This window comes from Streptomyces sp. NPDC028419 (assembly GCF_055565515.1).
In genome coordinates this window covers 16,706-32,429 of the sequence record NZ_JBVHUE010000028.1, presented here as the reverse complement: position 1 = coordinate 32,429, position 15,724 = coordinate 16,706, and the positions used below count along the sequence as shown (strand labels likewise).

General features: G+C 70.9%; 15 protein-coding genes. 10 read left to right on the top strand and 5 right to left on the bottom strand.

Annotation, left to right across the window (positions count from 1 at the left end; translation table 11 throughout):
* Positions 1 to 160: 160 nt before the first annotated feature.
* On the bottom strand, positions 161 to 1,978 hold the full coding sequence (locus ACZ4UB_RS28255) for a bifunctional metallophosphatase/5'-nucleotidase (protein WP_468074370.1): 1,818 nt from the start codon (positions 1,976 to 1,978) through the stop codon (positions 161 to 163).
* Positions 1,979 to 2,192: 214 nt separating this feature from the next.
* On the opposite strand from ACZ4UB_RS28255, the gene mshD reads away from it, so the two are divergent.
* The 7 genes from mshD (at position 2,193) to pstB (ending at position 11,514) form a co-directional block, all read left to right on the top strand.
* Positions 2,193 to 3,122, top strand: a complete 930-nt coding sequence (gene mshD, locus ACZ4UB_RS28250; RefSeq protein WP_468074368.1) for a mycothiol synthase — start codon at positions 2,193 to 2,195, stop codon at positions 3,120 to 3,122.
* A 259-nt stretch (positions 3,123 to 3,381) separates the two neighbouring features.
* Positions 3,382 to 5,613 carry an RNA degradosome polyphosphate kinase gene (locus ACZ4UB_RS28245; RefSeq protein WP_354381165.1) on the top strand — a complete coding sequence of 744 codons (2,232 nt, stop codon included), beginning with the start codon at positions 3,382 to 3,384 and terminating at the stop codon, positions 5,611 to 5,613.
* On the top strand, positions 5,594 to 6,565 hold the full coding sequence (locus ACZ4UB_RS28240; RefSeq protein ID WP_468074365.1) for a CHAD domain-containing protein: 972 nt from the start codon (positions 5,594 to 5,596) through the stop codon (positions 6,563 to 6,565). Before ACZ4UB_RS28245 ends, ACZ4UB_RS28240 begins: the two co-directional genes overlap by 20 nt.
* 765 nt (positions 6,566 to 7,330) lie before the next feature.
* Complete coding sequence (gene pstS / locus ACZ4UB_RS28235) at positions 7,331 to 8,473, top strand: phosphate ABC transporter substrate-binding protein PstS (RefSeq protein WP_354384552.1); 1,143 nt, start codon at positions 7,331 to 7,333, stop codon at positions 8,471 to 8,473.
* Positions 8,474 to 8,634: 161 nt separating this feature from the next.
* On the top strand, positions 8,635 to 9,624 hold the full coding sequence (gene pstC, locus ACZ4UB_RS28230) for a phosphate ABC transporter permease subunit PstC (protein ID WP_354384551.1): 990 nt from the start codon (positions 8,635 to 8,637) through the stop codon (positions 9,622 to 9,624).
* The gene (gene pstA, locus ACZ4UB_RS28225) at positions 9,624 to 10,706 is read left to right on the top strand and encodes a phosphate ABC transporter permease PstA (RefSeq protein WP_468074363.1); all 1,083 of its coding nucleotides are present in this window, start codon (positions 9,624 to 9,626) and stop codon (positions 10,704 to 10,706) included. The genes pstC and pstA overlap by 1 nt, the downstream gene beginning before the upstream one ends.
* A gap of 31 nt (positions 10,707 to 10,737) precedes the next feature.
* Positions 10,738 to 11,514 carry a phosphate ABC transporter ATP-binding protein PstB gene (pstB, locus tag ACZ4UB_RS28220; protein WP_354384549.1) on the top strand — a complete coding sequence of 259 codons (777 nt, stop codon included), beginning with the start codon at positions 10,738 to 10,740 and terminating at the stop codon, positions 11,512 to 11,514.
* A gap of 115 nt (positions 11,515 to 11,629) precedes the next feature.
* On the opposite strand, the gene ACZ4UB_RS28215 is transcribed toward pstB, so the two are convergent.
* Together ACZ4UB_RS28215 and ACZ4UB_RS28210 are read right to left on the bottom strand one after the other, a co-directional pair.
* A complete protein-coding gene (locus ACZ4UB_RS28215) occupies positions 11,630 to 12,628 on the bottom strand; it encodes an inorganic phosphate transporter (protein ID WP_354384548.1) in 999 nt (332 codons plus the stop codon).
* A gap of 5 nt (positions 12,629 to 12,633) precedes the next feature.
* On the bottom strand, positions 12,634 to 13,254 hold the full coding sequence (locus ACZ4UB_RS28210; RefSeq protein WP_330331691.1) for a DUF47 domain-containing protein: 621 nt from the start codon (positions 13,252 to 13,254) through the stop codon (positions 12,634 to 12,636).
* Positions 13,255 to 13,457: 203 nt separating this feature from the next.
* Between ACZ4UB_RS28210 and ACZ4UB_RS28205 the strand changes: the two genes are divergently transcribed.
* Entirely contained in the window at positions 13,458 to 13,802 is a 345-nt protein-coding gene (locus ACZ4UB_RS28205; protein WP_354384547.1) for a metal-sensitive transcriptional regulator, read from the top strand.
* A 31-nt stretch (positions 13,803 to 13,833) separates the two neighbouring features.
* On the opposite strand, the gene ACZ4UB_RS28200 is transcribed toward ACZ4UB_RS28205, so the two are convergent.
* Both ACZ4UB_RS28200 and ACZ4UB_RS28195 read right to left on the bottom strand, forming a co-directional pair.
* Positions 13,834 to 13,989, bottom strand: coding sequence for a hypothetical protein (locus ACZ4UB_RS28200; protein ID WP_354384555.1), 156 nt, complete (start codon positions 13,987 to 13,989; stop codon positions 13,834 to 13,836).
* A gap of 147 nt (positions 13,990 to 14,136) precedes the next feature.
* Entirely contained in the window at positions 14,137 to 14,961 is an 825-nt protein-coding gene (locus tag ACZ4UB_RS28195; RefSeq protein WP_468074360.1) for an SCO4651 family lipoprotein, read from the bottom strand.
* Between the two features lie 132 nt (positions 14,962 to 15,093).
* Here ACZ4UB_RS28195 and ACZ4UB_RS28190 point away from each other — a divergent pair, with 132 nt between their 5' ends.
* Positions 15,094 to 15,309: a hypothetical protein gene (locus ACZ4UB_RS28190; protein ID WP_467962068.1), complete on the top strand. Its 216-nt coding sequence runs from the start codon at positions 15,094 to 15,096 to the stop codon at positions 15,307 to 15,309.
* Positions 15,310 to 15,422: 113 nt separating this feature from the next.
* Positions 15,423 to 15,722 (top strand): hypothetical protein, encoded by a 300-nt coding sequence (locus ACZ4UB_RS28185; protein ID WP_468074358.1) that lies wholly within the window; start codon positions 15,423 to 15,425, stop codon positions 15,720 to 15,722.
* Positions 15,723 to 15,724: the final 2 nt, after the last annotated feature.

Sequence of the window (15,724 nt, the reverse complement as noted above, 5' to 3'; positions counted from 1 at the left end):
ATTCGGGCCAATTCCGGAACGTTTCCGGTTCAAGCACTGGACGTGAGGAGCACAGGGGGGGGGGGGGGGGGGGTGTTGGGGGGGGGGGGGGGGGGGGGGGGGGGGGGGGGGGGGGGTCCCCCCCCCCCCCCCCCCCCCCCTCACCAGTTGACCGCAGCCGCTACTGGACGACCGTGATCCGGTCGGCCACCGGCGGAGCCAGCGGAGCGTCCTGCGACGAGTGCTTCGCCAGGTAGGCGTTGAAGCAGTCCAGGTCGGAGGCGCCCACCAGCTTGTTCTTGTGCTCCTTCAGGACGGTGAAGCCGTCACCGCCGCCCGCGAGGAACTCGTTCATCGCGACCCGGTAGGTCTTGGCCTGGTCGATGGCCACGCCGTTCAGCTTCACCGAGTCCACGACGATGCGGTCGGCGCCGGCCTTCGTCGTGTCGAGGGTGTAGGTCAGGCCCTTGGAGATCTGCAGGATCTTCGGGTTCGCCCCGTTCACCGGGCCGCTGACCTGCTGCTGGAGCGCGGTGACGAGCTGCGCGCCGGTCAGGTCCACGACGTTCATCATGTTGGTGAACGGCTGCACCGTGTACGACTCGGCGTAGGTCACCACGCCGTCGCCCTCGACGCCCGCGGCCTTGTAGGCCAGGTCGGCGCGGATGCCGCCCGGGTTCATGATGGCCAGCTGCGCACCGCCCTTGTCGGCCGGGGCCAGCGCCTCCAGCTGGGCGTCGGCGATCACGTCACCGAGGGGCTTCTCGAACTTGTCCGAGCCGCGGCCCGGGATGTCCGCCGAGACGAAGCCCTGCGGACGGTTGGCGATGGGCGCCGCGAGGGCGTTCCAGCGCTGAATCAGCTCGGTCATGTCCGCGGCCTTGGGCTGGTCGCGGGAGACGACCTTGTTGACCGGCTTGGGCGCGCTGAGCGGCGTACGGACGATGTCCTTGGTCTGCCGGTCGTAGGTCAGCGTGGTGTCCGTGAACACCCGGCCGTAGGAAGCGGCCGAGGTGACCATGCGCGGGTTGCCCGCCGGGTCGGGGATGTTGCACGCGTACGCCTGGTGCGTGTGGCCGGTCACCAGGGCGTCGACCTTCGGGTCCACGTTCTTGGCGATGTCCACGATCGCGCCGGAGATGCCGGCGCCCGCGCCCGGGGTGTTGCAGTCGTAGTTGTACGCCCCGCTGGCGGGCAGGCCGCCCTCGTGGATCAGCGCGACGATCGACTTGACGCCCTGCTTGTTCAGCTCGGCGGCGTACTTGTTGATCGTCTCGACCTCGTCACCGAACTTGAGGCCCTTGACCCCCTCGGCGGTCACGACGTCCGGCGTGCCCTCCAGGGTGACGCCGATGAAGCCGATCTTCACGTCCCCCTTCTTCCAGATGAAGGTGGGCGACATCAGCGGACGCTTGGTCTTCTCGTCCGTGACGTTCGCGGCGAGGTACTGGAACTCCGCGCCCGTGTAGGTCCCGCCGTTCTCGGCGCAGCCGTCGACCGGGTGGCAGCCGCCGTACTGCATGCGGCGCAGCTCGGTCTTGCCCTCGTCGAACTCGTGGTTGCCGACGCTCGTCACGTTCAGGCCGAGCTTGTTCATCGCTTCGATGGTCGGCTCGTCGTGGAACAGGCCCGACAGCAGCGGGCTCGCGCCGATCATGTCACCGGCGGCGGCGGTGACGGAGTACTCGTGCCCCTTGCGGGCCTCGCGCAGGCTGGTGGCGAGGTACTCGACACCGCCCGCCGGTATCGCCTTGGTGCTGCCGTCCGCCTGACGCTCGCTCACGTTGCCGGAGGAGCCCTGCGGGGGCTCCAGCGTGCCGTGGAAGTCGTTGAAGGACAGCATCTGCACGTCGACGGTGCGGCTCGGGCCGGCACCGCCGCCACTGGCGGCCCCGGCCGGGAGGGCGGCGGCGACCATGGCGCCCGCCCCTGCGGTGAGGGCGAGGGCGGCGAAAGTCAACCGGCGGGCTCGGCGGTGCCGTTGTGGCGTCGCTGACATGTAGTCCCCTTTTGGACAGCGATGTGAACTGGGAGGTCCGCCGCAGCCTATGGTCAACGCGCGTAGCACGACAGGGGGTAGCGGGTTGCGAGCCGGTTACGCGCCGGTATATCGCCTGTGGTGTCGCTCACCCGGAGCACCTGGCCGGCCCCGGAGCCCGACCGGGAGGGCACGTCAGGACCGGGTCGGGGGGTAGCGGTCGTAGTCTCGTCACATGACTGACGCAGCAGCGGCCCAGGAGCCGGGACGGCAGATTGAGACCCTCGACGAACTGACGGAGGAACAGGCCAACGCCGTCCTCGAACTGATCGAGGACGCGGCCCGTACGGACGGCACCACCGCGGTGTCCGAGCAGGGACGGCTCCAGCTGCGCGGCGGCCGCCGCGACGGGATCCGGCACCTGCTGCTCACCGCGGACGGACGCCTGGCCGGATACGCACAACTGGAAGACACCGATCCGGTGGAGGCACCCGCCGCCGAGCTCGTCGTGCACCCCGCGCTGCGCGGCCGCGGCCACGGGCGGGCGCTCGGCCAGGCCCTGCTCGCCGCCTCCGGCAAGCGGATCCGGATGTGGGCCCACGGCGGCCGCTCCGCCGCCCGCCACCTCGCCCAGGTCCTCGGCCTGACCCTCTTCCGCGAGCTGCGCCAGCTGCGCCGCCCGCTCGGCCCGGACGCGTCCCCGCTGCCCGAGCCGACCCTGCCCGCGGGGGTGACCGTACGCACCTTCGTGCCCGGCACCGACGACGCGGCCTGGCTCGCGGCGAACGCGGCGGCCTTCGCCCACCACCCCGAACAGGGCTCCCTCGACCAGCGGGACCTCGACGACCGGATCGCGCAGCCCTGGTTCGACCCGAAGGGCTTCTTCCTCGCCGAGCGCGACGGAGCGCTCGTCGGCTTCCACTGGACCAAGGTCCACGCCGAGCAGCGGCTCGGCGAGGTCTACGTGGTCGGCGTCCTGCCCGGCGCCCAGGGCGGCGGCCTCGGCAAGGCGCTCACCGCCATCGGACTGCGCCATCTGGCGGCATCCGGCCTCCCGACCGCGATGCTCTACGTGGACGCCGACAACCCGGCGGCGCTCGCCGTCTACGAGGGCCTCGGCTTCGTGACCCACGAGGTGGACCTGATGTACCGCACCGAGAGCTGACCGCCCTCCCGGCCCGGGCCCGGGGCGCGCACCGCGCGCGCCCCGGATCCCGCGCGAACCCGCGTGCACCCCTGTGGCCCCCCGCGCACCCACGCGCATCCGTGTACCACCACTGACACGAGCCACACCCTGGATGCCACACGCCATTAACCGGGCATTCAGACACGCTTGCGACTCTCCGCTCATGCAGCCTGGACTTCGACCACTCGCGGACGCTTCCGACGCGCCTGTCCTTCCGCGTGCGCGGAAGAATGGAGTCATGAGCCACAAGCCCGGCGTCAGCCCCACCGAGGTCCCCGTCCAGCACTCCCAGGCCGAGCGGCACGCGCGCCTGGGATCCATAGCCGCGCACCGCCCGCACGTGGACCTCGAACCGGACCTCGACGCGGATCTGGACGCCTACGAGCTCAAGGACGACGGCGAGCTGCCCGCCGGGCGCTTCCTCGACCGCGAGCGCAGTTGGCTCGCCTTCAACGAACGGGTGCTGGAGCTCGCCGAGGACCCGGCGACCCCGCTCCTGGAACGCGCCAACTTCCTCGCCATCTTCGCGAGCAACCTCGACGAGTTCTTCATGGTCCGGGTGGCCGGCCTCAAACGGCGCATCGCCACCGGCGTCGCCACCCGTTCGGCCTCGGGCCTCCAGCCCCGCGAGGTCCTCGACCTCATCTGGACCCGCTCGCGCGAGCTCATGGCCCGCCACGCCGCCTGCTACCAGCAGGACGTCGCCCCCCAGCTGGCCGAAGAGGGCATCCACCTCATCCGCTGGAGCGACCTCACCGAGAAGGAGCAGGCGCGCCTCTTCACCCTGTTCCGCAACCAGATCTTCCCGGTGCTGACCCCGCTGGCCGTGGACCCCGCGCACCCCTTCCCGTACATCTCCGGGCTCTCGCTCAACCTCGCCGTGGTCGTCCGCAACCCCGTCAGCGGCCACCGCCACTTCGCCCGCGTCAAGGTGCCCCCGCTGCTGTCCCGCTTCCTGGAGGCCTCCCCGCAGCGCTACGTCCCGCTGGAGGACGTCATCGCCGCGCACCTGGAGGAGCTGTTCCCCGGCATGGAGGTGCTGGCGCAGCACAAGTTCCGGGTGACCCGCAACGAGGACCTGGAAGTGGAGGAGGACGACACCGAGAACCTCCTCCAGGCCCTGGAGAAGGAGCTCATGCGGCGCCGCTTCGGCCCGCCCGTGCGCCTGGAGGTCGAGGAGTCCATCGACGCGGGCGTACTGGACCTGCTCGTCCAGGAGCTGAAGATCTCCGCGGCCGAGGTGTACCCGCTGCCCGGCCCGCTCGACCTGACCGGGCTCTTCGGCGTGGCCTCGCTGGACCGGCCCGAGCTGAAGTACCCCAAGTTCATCGCCGGGACCCACCGCGACCTCGCCGAGGTCGAATCGGCCTCCGCCCCGGACATCTTCGCGGCCCTGCGCGAACGCGACGTGCTCCTGCACCACCCGTACGACTCCTTCTCCACCTCGGTGCAGGCCTTCCTGGAGCAGGCCGCCGCCGACCCGGACGTCCTCGCGATCAAGCAGACGCTCTACCGGACCTCCGGCGACTCGCCGATCGTCGACGCCCTCATAGACGCCGCCGAATCCGGCAAGCAGGTCCTCGTCCTCGTCGAGATCAAGGCCCGCTTCGACGAGCAGGCCAACATCAAGTGGGCGCGCAAGCTGGAGGAGTCCGGCTGCCACGTCGTCTACGGCCTGGTCGGCCTCAAGACGCACAGCAAGCTCTCGCTCGTGGTCCGCCAGGAGGGCGAGACCCTGCGCCGCTACGCGCACGTCGGCACCGGCAACTACCACCCCAAGACCGCCCGGCTCTACGAGGACCTCGGCCTGCTCACCGCGGACCCGCAGGTCGGCGCGGACCTCTCCGACCTCTTCAACCGGCTCTCCGGCTACTCGCGCCGCGAGACCTACCGCCGCCTGCTGACCGCACCCAAGTCGCTGCGCGACGGCCTGGTCTCCCGGATCGACAAGGAGACCGCCCACCAGAAGGCGGGCCGCCCGGCGTACGTGCGGCTCAAGCTCAACTCGATCGTCGACGAGGCCCTGATCGACTCGCTCTACCGGGCCTCGCAGGCGGGCGTGCCCGTGGACATCTGGGTGCGCGGCATCTGCGCGGTGCGCCCCGGCGTCACCGGGCTCTCGGAGAACATCCGGGTCCGTTCGATCCTCGGCCGCTTCCTCGAACACTCCCGGGTCTTCGCCTTCGCCAACGGCGGCGAGCCCGAGGTGTGGATCGGCAGCGCCGACATGATGCACCGCAACCTCGACCGCCGCATCGAGGCCCTGGTCAGGGTCACCGACCCGGCCCACCGCGCGTCCCTGGACCGGCTGCTGGAGACGGGCATGTCCGATGCCACCTCCTCCTGGCACCTGGGCCCGGACGGGGAGTGGACCCGGCACAGCACGGATGCCGAGGGGCAGCCGCTGCGGCACGTACAGGAGATGCTCATAGACGCCCGGAGGCGCCGGCGTGGCTCAGCTAAACCATGACCTGACAGCGGGTGCGGAGACGGCGGGCGACGTGCTCGGCGCCTACCTGCGCTCCCAGGCCACCGCCTTCCTGCGCGGGCTGCGCCTGCACGAGGAGAGCGGCGCCGACGCGGACGGGGGGAGCGAGGCGGCACGCGGCCTGCGGGGGGCCGCGCGCCGCATCGGGGGGACCCTGGCCACCTTCCGGACGGTCACCGAATCCACCTGGGCGGACGGCCTGCGCACCGAGCTGGTGTGGCTGTCCTCGACCCTGGCCGACGAGCACGCGTACGGGGCCCGGCTGACCCGGCTGCGGGACGCGCTGCACCGGCTCTCGGGGGTGCCGGAGGTGCCCGCGCCGCGCGGCGCGGCCGGAGCGGGCGCCCTCACCGTGGGCTCGGCCCGCGCGGCCGCCCTGCTGGAACGCCAGCTGACCCTGGCCCGTACGAGGGCCCACTCGGCGACCCTCCAGGCCCTCGGGTCCTCCCGCTTCCACGCGGTGGCCGACGCCGTGGCCGTGCTCGCCTCCGAGGTCCCGCTGAACCCGGTGGCCGCGCGGGGCCACGTGGCCGACGTCCTGGTCCCGCTGGCCGCACTGGCCGAGTCCCGGCTCACCGCGGCGGTGACCGCGCTCCCCCTGACCCGGGCCGCCCGGCCGTACAACGCCGACGCGCTCATCGACGACTCCCACCAGGACGCGCCCTGGCACGAGGTGCGCCGCCTGCTGCGCGTGCACCGCTACGCGCGGGAGGCGCTCGGCGAGGACGTCACCCGGCTGGCCGCGGCGTGCGAGGCCCTGGACCGCCACCGCGACGCGGCCGAGGCGGCGGCGGCCTCCGCCACGGCCGCCCGCACCCCCCGCATCGCCCCGGCCACGGCCTACGCCCTGGGCGTCCTCCACGCCGACCAACGCCACGAAGTAGAAGCCTCCCGCTTCACCTTCCACCACCTATGGCTCCCCACCCCGGTCTAACCCCCACCCGCCCCCCGCCCCCCACCCGGGGGCCGGGGGCCGGGCCATCCCCGCACCGCCCGTTCCAGCCCCACCAACAGCCCGGGCCCGCCCGTTCCAGCCCCGCCGGCGGCCCAGGCCGGCCCCATCCCAGCCCCACCAACAGCCCGGGCCCGCCCGATCCCACCCCCACCGACAGCCCAGGCCCGCCCGTTCCAGCCCCACCGACAGCCCAGGCCCGCCCGTTCCAGCCCCGCCGGCGTTTGAGGCGCCCCCGGAGGGCCCACACACCCGCGCCCACCCCACCGCACCACCCCACCCCAGCCCCACCAGCAGCCCGGGCCCGCCCGATCCCACCCCCACCGACGGCCCGGGCCCGCCCGATTCAGCCCCGCCGGCGTTTGAGGCGCCCCCGGAGGGCAGTCGACCGACGGCCGACCACACACCGCGCCCACCACCGCCAGAGGCGAATTCCGGCCACACCCGGGCACGGCCCCCCGCACCCCCACCACCCGTCCCACAAAACGGTCACGGCACAATAACGGCAAGGTAACGGCCCCACACCCCCCGGCAACGACGCAGCCCCCCGCACCATGCCGTCCGCCACGGTTCACCGTCCGTTCACCCACCCCCGTCGGCCGCTTCACCTGATCTGCCTAATTTCGGAACTGCACGGTGCGAGTCGCACGCCACCCGGCACGACCCCCCGCGCAACCGACGTAGTCCTCTTCGCACGCCGCCCCGATACAGAAAGCGGCCGGCGGCTTCTGGAAGGAACACCCGAAAGTGAAGCTTCAGCGCAACAACCGGCTTCGTGCCTCCGTGCTCGGCGCGCTCGTAGTCTCCGGTGCCCTGGTCCTCACGGCGTGCGGCTCGGACGACAACACCACCAAGGACAACGCCACCGGCACGACGAAGCCGTCCGCCCCCGCCCCCGGCGACGTGAAGTGCGACGGGGCCAAGGGCCAGCTGCTCGCCTCCGGCTCCTCCGCCCAGAAGAACGCCGTCGACCAGTGGGTCAAGAACTACATGGCCGCCTGCTCGGGCGTCGAGGTCAACTACAAGGCCAGCTCCTCCGGTGAAGGCGTCGTCTCCTTCAACAAGGGCACCGTCGGTTTCGCCGGCTCGGACTCGGCCCTCAAGCCCGAGCAGGTCGAGGAGTCGAAGAAGATCTGCACCGGCGGCCAGGGCATCAACCTGCCGATGGTCGGCGGCCCGATCGCGATCGGCTTCAACGTCGCGGGCGTCGACAAGCTGACGCTGGACGCCCCCACCCTCGCCGCGATCTTCAACGACAAGATCAAGAAGTGGGACGACGAGGCGATCAAGAAGCTGAACCCCGGCGTCAACCTCCCCGGTACCGCCATCCAGGCCTTCCACCGGTCCGACGACTCCGGCACCACCGAGAACCTCACCAAGTACCTGAAGGCCACCGCGCCCGACGCCTGGACCTACGACGCCGCCAAGAAGTGGCCGGCGCCCGGTGGCCAGGCCGCCGGTAGCTCCGCCGACGTCGCCGCCCAAGTGAAGGCCGCCGACGGCGCCATCGGTTACTTCGAGCTCTCCTACGCCTCGTCGCAGAAGATCAAGACGGTCGACATCAACACCGGCGCCGGCACCCCGGTCGCGGCCACCGGCGAGAACGCCTCCAAGGCCATCGCCGCCGCCAAGGTCGTCGGCACCGGCTCCGACCTCGCGCTGAAGCTGGACTACACCACCAAGACCGAGGGTGCCTACCCGATCGTCCTGGTGACCTACGAGGTCGTCTGCGACAAGGGCAACAAGGCCGAGACCCTCGGCACCGTGAAGTCCTTCCTGAACTACACCGCGTCCGACGCGGGCCAGAAGGCGCTCTCCGAGATCGGCTACGCCCCGATCCCGGCCGAGATCAACGCCAAGGTCCGCGCCGTCATCGCGACCCTCTCCTGATCCTGACCCCCGGGACCACCGGGCCGCTCCCCCCGCCCCCAGACTCCGTCTGGGGGGACCCCCGGGGGAGCGGCCCGGCCCCGGGGACCCCTCCCCTCCACCCAGGGGAATCCGGTGCACCGCCGCCAGGGGGCCCGCCCCCCACAGAGACCGGAAAGACCATGGCTTCCACCACACCCACCCAGATAGACACGGCTCCGCCGGTCTCCCAGAGCGGAAGGTCCACCGGCCGCGCCGGTGACAAGATCTTCTCGGGGCTCTCCCAGGGCTCCGGCATCCTGCTCCTGGTGATCATGGCGTCGATCGCCGTCTTCCTCAGCTACCGCGCGTCGATCGCCCTCTCGGACAACAAGGGGAACTTCCTCACCACGTTCGACTGGGACCCGTCGGCCACGCCTCCCGTCTTCGGCATAGCCGTCCTGCTCTTCGGCACCGTCGTCAGCTCGATCATCGCGATGGCCATCGCGGTTCCGATCGCCGTCGGCATCGCCCTCTTCATCTCGCACTACGCGCCGCGCAAGCTGGCCGGTCCGCTCGCCTACGTGGTCGACCTGCTGGCCGCCGTGCCGTCGATCATCTACGGCGTCTGGGGCGCGCTCGTGCTGGTCCCCTACCTCGGCGGGCTGAACCTCTGGCTCGACGAGTACTTCGGCTGGACCTACCTCTTCGACAAGACCCAGGTCGGTGTCGCCCGCTCGATCTTCACCGTCGGCATCCTGCTCGCGATCATGATCCTGCCGATCGTGACCAGCGTCAGCCGCGAGGTCTTCCTCCAGGTCCCGCGCATGAACGAGGAGGCCGCCCTGGCCCTCGGCGCGACGCGCTGGGAAGTCATCCGGCTCTCGGTCCTGCCCTTCGGCCGCTCCGGCGTCATCTCCGCCTCGATGCTGGGCCTCGGCCGCGCGCTCGGCGAGACGATGGCCGTCGCGACCGTGCTCTCCCCGAGCTTCCTGATCTCCGGCCACCTGCTGGACCCGGGCGGCGGAACCTTCGCGCAGAACATCGCCGCGAAGTTCGGCGAGGCCAGCGAATTCGGCCGGGACGCGCTGATCGCCTCCGGTCTGGTGCTCTTCGTCCTGACTCTGCTGGTCAACGGTACGGCGCGGCTGATCATCGCCCGCCGCAAGGACTTCTCGGGGGCGAACGCCTGATGAGCCACGTACTCCAGGACCAGCGGCCCGCACGGGCCCGCAAGTCCGTCGCCCCGACCAGCCTCACCCGCGGTGGTCTCCCCCGCTGGGCCCCGGCCGCCATCGCGGTCCTGTCGGTCGCCCTCGGCTGCGGCATCGGCGCCGTCTTCAGCCTGAGCAGCAAGACCCAGTGGGGTCTGATCGCCGCCATGCTGTTCGTCGTCATCACGTACACGGCCAGCGCGATCATCGAGAACCGCCGCCAGGCCAAGGACCGGGTCGCGACCTCGGTCGTCTGGGTCTGCTTCCTGCTCGCGGTCGTCCCGCTGGTCTCGCTCCTGTGGACCACGATCGCCCGCGGCATGAAGACCCTCGACATGTACTTCCTGAACCACTCGATGAAGGGCGTGACCAGCTTCGAGCAGGGCGGCGGCGTCTACCACGCGCTGCTCGGCACCATCGAGCAGGTCGGCCTGGCCACCGCGATCTCGGCCCCCATCGGCCTGCTGACCGCGGTCTACCTGGTCGAGTACGGCCGGGGCAAGCTCGCCAAGGTCGTGACCTTCTTCGTCGACGTCATGACGGGCATCCCGTCCATCGTCGCGGGCCTGTTCATCCTGACGACCTGGATCCTGATCCTCGGCTTCGGCCCCTCCGGCTTCGCCGGTTCGCTGGCCCTGTCGATCCTGATGATGCCGGTCGTGGTCCGCTCCACCGAAGAGATGCTCAAGCTCGTCCCGAACGAGCTGCGCGAGGCCGCCCTGGCCCTCGGCGTGCCGAAGTGGCGCATGATCCTCAAGGTGGTCCTCCCGACCGCCATCGGCGGCATCTCCACGGGTGTCATGCTGGCCATCGCCCGCATCGCCGGTGAGACGGCCCCGATCATGCTGCTGGTCTTCGGTTCGCAGCTGATCAACGGCAACCCCTTCGAAGGTGCGCAGTCCTCGCTCCCGCTGTACATCTGGGAGCAGTACCGGGTCGGCAGTGACGCCTCCTACGACCGGGCCTGGGCCGCTGCCCTCGTCCTGATCGCCTTCGTCATGATCCTCAATCTGGTGGCCCGCGGCATCGCCCGCTGGAAGGCCCCGAAGACCGGTCGCTGACGCGACCCCCTGAAAGCGAAGTGACCCCCTCATGGCGAAGCGAATCGACGTCAGCGGACTGTCCGCCTTCTACGGCACCCACAAGGCCATCGACGACATCTCGATGACCGTGGAGCCCCGCTCCGTGACCGCCTTCATCGGCCCCTCCGGCTGCGGCAAGTCCACCTTCCTGCGCACCCTGAACCGCATGCACGAGGTCACCCCCGGTGGCCGCGTCGAGGGCAAGGTGCTGCTGGACGACGAGAACCTGTACGGCCCCGGCGTCGACCCGGTCGCGGTCCGCCGCACGGTCGGCATGGTCTTCCAGCGGCCGAACCCCTTCCCCACCATGTCGATCTTCGACAACGTGGCGGCGGGCCTGCGGCTGAACGGCAGCTTCAAGAAGTCCGAGCTGGCCGACATCGTCGAGAAGTCCCTCCAGGGCGCCAACCTCTGGAACGAGGTCAAGGACCGCCTGAACAAGCCCGGCTCCGGCCTCTCCGGCGGCCAGCAGCAGCGTCTGTGCATCGCCCGCGCCATCGCGGTCGAGCCCCAGGTCCTGCTGATGGACGAGCCCTGCTCGGCCCTCGACCCGATCTCCACCCTCGCCATCGAGGACCTGGTCGGCGAGCTGAAGGAGCGCTTCACGATCGTCATCGTGACGCACAACATGCAGCAGGCGGCCCGCGTCTCGGACCGCACCGCGTTCTTCAACCTCGCGGCGGTCGGCCAGCCCGGCAAGCTCGTCGAGATCGACGACACGGACCGGATCTTCTCCAACCCGTCCGTCCAGGCCACCGAGGACTACATCTCGGGCCGCTTCGGATAGACCCCCCACACGTCCTGCGGTGCTGCATGGCGGTGCCACCGCACGGCGAAAGAAAGAAAAAGGGCCGGCTCCCCCTGGGTGGGGGGAGCCGGCCCGCTTTCGTTCACCGCTTCGTTCACCCGAGGGCGAGGTCCACGACCCAGAAGCTCAGCGCCGCGACCAGCGCCGCGGCCGGCATGGTGATGAACCAGCCCAGGATGATGTTCTTGGCGACGCCCCAGCGGACCGCGTTGACCCGCTTGGTCGCCCCCACACCCATGATCGCCGAGGTGATCACGTGGGTGGTGGAGATCGGCGCCTGGTACAGGTAGGACGCGGTGTACATGATCGAGGCGCCCGTGGTCTCGGCGGCGAAGCCCTGCGGCGGGTCCAGCTCGATGATCTTGCGGCCGAGGGTGCGCATGATCCGCCAGCCACCCGCGTACGTACCGAGCGAGAGCATGACCGCACACGCGATCTTGACCCACACGGGGATGGGGTCGCCGGCCTTCTCGACATCGGCGATGACCAGGGCCATCACCACGATGCCCATCGTCTTCTGCGCGTCCTGGAGGCCGTGGCCGAGGGCCATGGCGGCCGCCGAGACGGTCTGGGCGATCCGGAAGCCGCGCTTGGCCTTGTGCGGGTTGGACCTGCGGAACATCCACATGATCGCGACCATCACCAGATAGCCCACGATCAGGCCGACGACGGGCGAGAGGAACATCGGGATGACGACCTTCTCCAGCACCCCGTGCCAGATGACGCCGATCCCGCCCGCCAGCGCCGCGCCCACCATGCCGCCGAAGAGCGCGTGCGAGGAGGACGACGGCAGGCCGAAGTACCAGGTGACCAGGTTCCAGACGATCGCGCCGACCAGCGCCGAGAAGAGGATCCACATCCCCCGGGTCCCGTGGGGCGTCTCGATGAGCCCCTTGCTGACCGTCTTGGCCACTCCGCTGCCCAGGAAGGCACCGGCGAGGTTCATCACAGCGGCCATCGCCAGGGCGGCGCGCGGCGTCAGCGCCCGCGTCGAGACCGAGGTCGCGATCGCGTTCGCCGAGTCGTGGAAGCCGTTGGTGTAGGTGAAGCCGAGCGCGACACCGATGGTCACGATCAGCGCAAAGGTGTCCACGAGGTTCAGGACTCCTTGACCGCGATGGTCTCCACCGTGTTCGCGACGTGCTCGAACGCGTCGGCGGCCTCTTCAAGCACGTCGACGATCTGCTTGAGCTTGAGCACCTCCATGGCGTCGTACTTGCCGTTGAAGAGGTGGGCGAGCAGCTTGCGGTGGATCTGGTCGGCCTGGTTCTCCAGCCGGTTGACCTCGATCCAGTACTCGGTGAGGTTCTCCATCGTCCGCAGGTGGGGCATGGCCTCGGCGGTCAGCTCGGCCGCCCGCGCCAGGACCTCGATCTGCTGCTCGACGCCCTTGGGGAGCTCCTCCACCTGGTAGAGGACGACCAGGTCGACCGCCTCTTCCATGAAGTCCATGATGTCGTCGAGGCAGGACGCCAGGTTGTAGATGTCCTCGCGGTCGAAGGGCGTGATGAAGGAGGAGTTCAGCTGGTGGAAGATCGCGTGCGTCGCGTCGTCCCCCGCGTGTTCCGCCGCCCGCATCCGTTCCGCGATCTCGGCCCGGGCGGAAGAGTCCGCTCCGAGCAGTTCCATCAGGAGCTTCGAGCCCGTGACGATGTTGTCCGCGGAAGCGGCGAACATGTCGTAGAAGCTCGTCTCCCTGGGGGTCAGACGAAATCGCACGTGAGGTCCTCGGGGTGCATTGGATTCGGTCAGGCTGATGCTAGGCGCATCCTCCAGCCACGGCTAACCGGCAGTTCCCCAGTGTCCTCCATCAGGCAGAGTGAGCGGGTACGGACCCCTGCCGCCGCGCGCGGCGGCCGGTACCCTATACCCATGAGGGGTATGCGCCAGCCATGCCCACGGGACGCACCACGGGAGGACGCATGACGACCACCGAAGCAGCGGCGGCCGGCCCCGCGCAGGGCGACGGCCCCGGCGCCCCCGCCGTGCACGGCTACCACCACCAGAAGGACGAGCACCTCAAGCGCCTGCGCCGGATCGAGGGCCAGATCCGCGGCCTGCAACGGCTCGTCGACGAGGACGTCTACTGCATCGACATACTCACCCAGGTCTCGGCCAGCACGAAGGCGCTCCAGTCCTTCGCGCTGCAACTGCTCGAAGAGCACCTGCGCCACTGCGTCGCGGACGCGGCGGTCAAGGGCGGCACCGAGATCGACGCGAAGGTCGAGGAAGCGACGAAGGCGATCGCCCGTCTGCTGCGGACCTGAGCCCTGAGTCCTGAGTCCTGGGTCAGCGGGCCTAAGGGCAGCAGATCGCGCCGAGCACCTCGTCGATCCGGTCCTGGCTGAGCCGCTCCTCGGCGGCGGCCGAGGCCGCGATGATCAGCTCGCCGCACAGCTCGATCTCGGCGAGAGCCACGTGGTCCTGCACCGTCATACCGCCTGCGGGAGTCACGCGTGTCACCTCTTCCTGCCGCCATCGGGCATCGGATCGCTGCGCTCCCAGCCTAGGGAGCACGACTCGCTGCGCGCATGACACGGATGGACCATTTCCGGATACCGGGTCATGGCCCGATCGCACCGTCCCGCGCCACCGCACCGCCTAGTCGGCGATCTTCCCCGCGAAAATGTCCCCGCTTGCGGGGAGAACGACCGTCACCGGCGTGCCGAAGCCGTAGAGCAGCGTGGTCGAGGAGACATCGATCACGCCATTGTTGACGTAGCTGAAGCGGTGCCGGACCTTCCGCAGCCGCCCCTCGTGGTCCAGGTACGCGTCGAAGGGAACGGTGTCATTGCTGAACCCTTTCGCCGCGGCCTCCAGCGCCGCCCGCACGTCCGGCGACGCGCTCTTCGCGGCCCGCCCGATGTCGGTGGTGCCCGTGTAGTGCCGGACCTTCGTCCCCGACAGGTCGACCTCGCCGACGTACGTCACCCCCTGGGCCCCGCGCAGCAGCTCGGCGGCGGTGATCGGATCGGTGGCCCCGCCGGTGACGAGGTTCCCGTCCGCGAGGGTCGTCGTGTCCACGCGGACCCACTTGTCGGCGGGCACGCCCGCGCCCCGGTTCTTCATGAACAGGGCGCCGGGGGTGAGCAGCTCGGTGATCGGGCGGTGGCCCGGCTTGCCGGTGACGTCGGCCGGGAGCATCACCAGGAGCTGGCCCATGCGCTTCTTGAAGTCGACCCCGCCCTCGCCCCGGATGGTGACCCGGGTGCCGCCGGTGGCCATCTCCATCGCCGTACGGGCCTGGGCACTGCCGCTGCGGGTCAGCCCGTCGGCGGCGCCGCGCACGGCGGCCGTCGGATCGCCGGGTGGTCGCGCGTCGGCGCCCGCGGGGGCCCCGTCCGGACCGCCGCACCCGCCGACCGTCACCATGGCCACGACGGCCACGGCCACCGCCCCCCGCCGCCTGTGCTGGTGCACCACCATCGCCTGCCAACCCCCAACGCATGAAAGCTGCTTGCCCGAGGCCCCCACCCGCTCCGGTTAACGAGGCCCGGGGTTCGCCGTCACGGCCCGGGGCACTCCCGCCCCCGTACCCGACCCGGGTACCGTGGTGGCGTGGACCCGCACCCCTTCGCGCCCTCCGCCCCTCCGCTTCCGGCCGTACCCCGCACGCGCAGCTGCGCGGGGCCGACGTCGCCGGGCGCGCACACCATCACCACCTCGGAACGCGGCTCGTTCTGCCTGGCCGTCTGCAGCTGCGGCTGGCGCGGTCCGGCCCGCCGTTCCCGGGACCTGGCCCGCAAGGACGCGAGCGGCCACCTGGCGGGGTAGACCGCCCGGCCCGGCCGCCGCCGGCACGTCGCCCGTTCGGACGGCCCCGCTGGCCGATCCGCCCGCGACCGGATGCCCTGGAGGGGAACCCCCCTCTCCAGAGCGGAGCACCCGTGCGCGGAAGACGACCGGTACGACGACCACGCGGCCGTACGACCGCCCGCGCCGCGGCCCTCGCGGGGGCCCTGCTGCTCGCGCTGGCCCCGGCTCCGGCCTGGGCGAAGCCCGCCGCTCCGGCCGGGGCGAAGCCCGTCGGCACGGCCGACGGGCCGGGCGACGTGGCCGTGGCCATCGGGGTCACCTCCGCGGCGGCCGCGGCGACGGGCCTCTGGCTGCGCGCGCGCCACCGCCGCGGGGACACCGAAGCCGAGGGGCACCAGGGCCACCGGGGCCGCGAGGGCGGCGGCCCGTGACC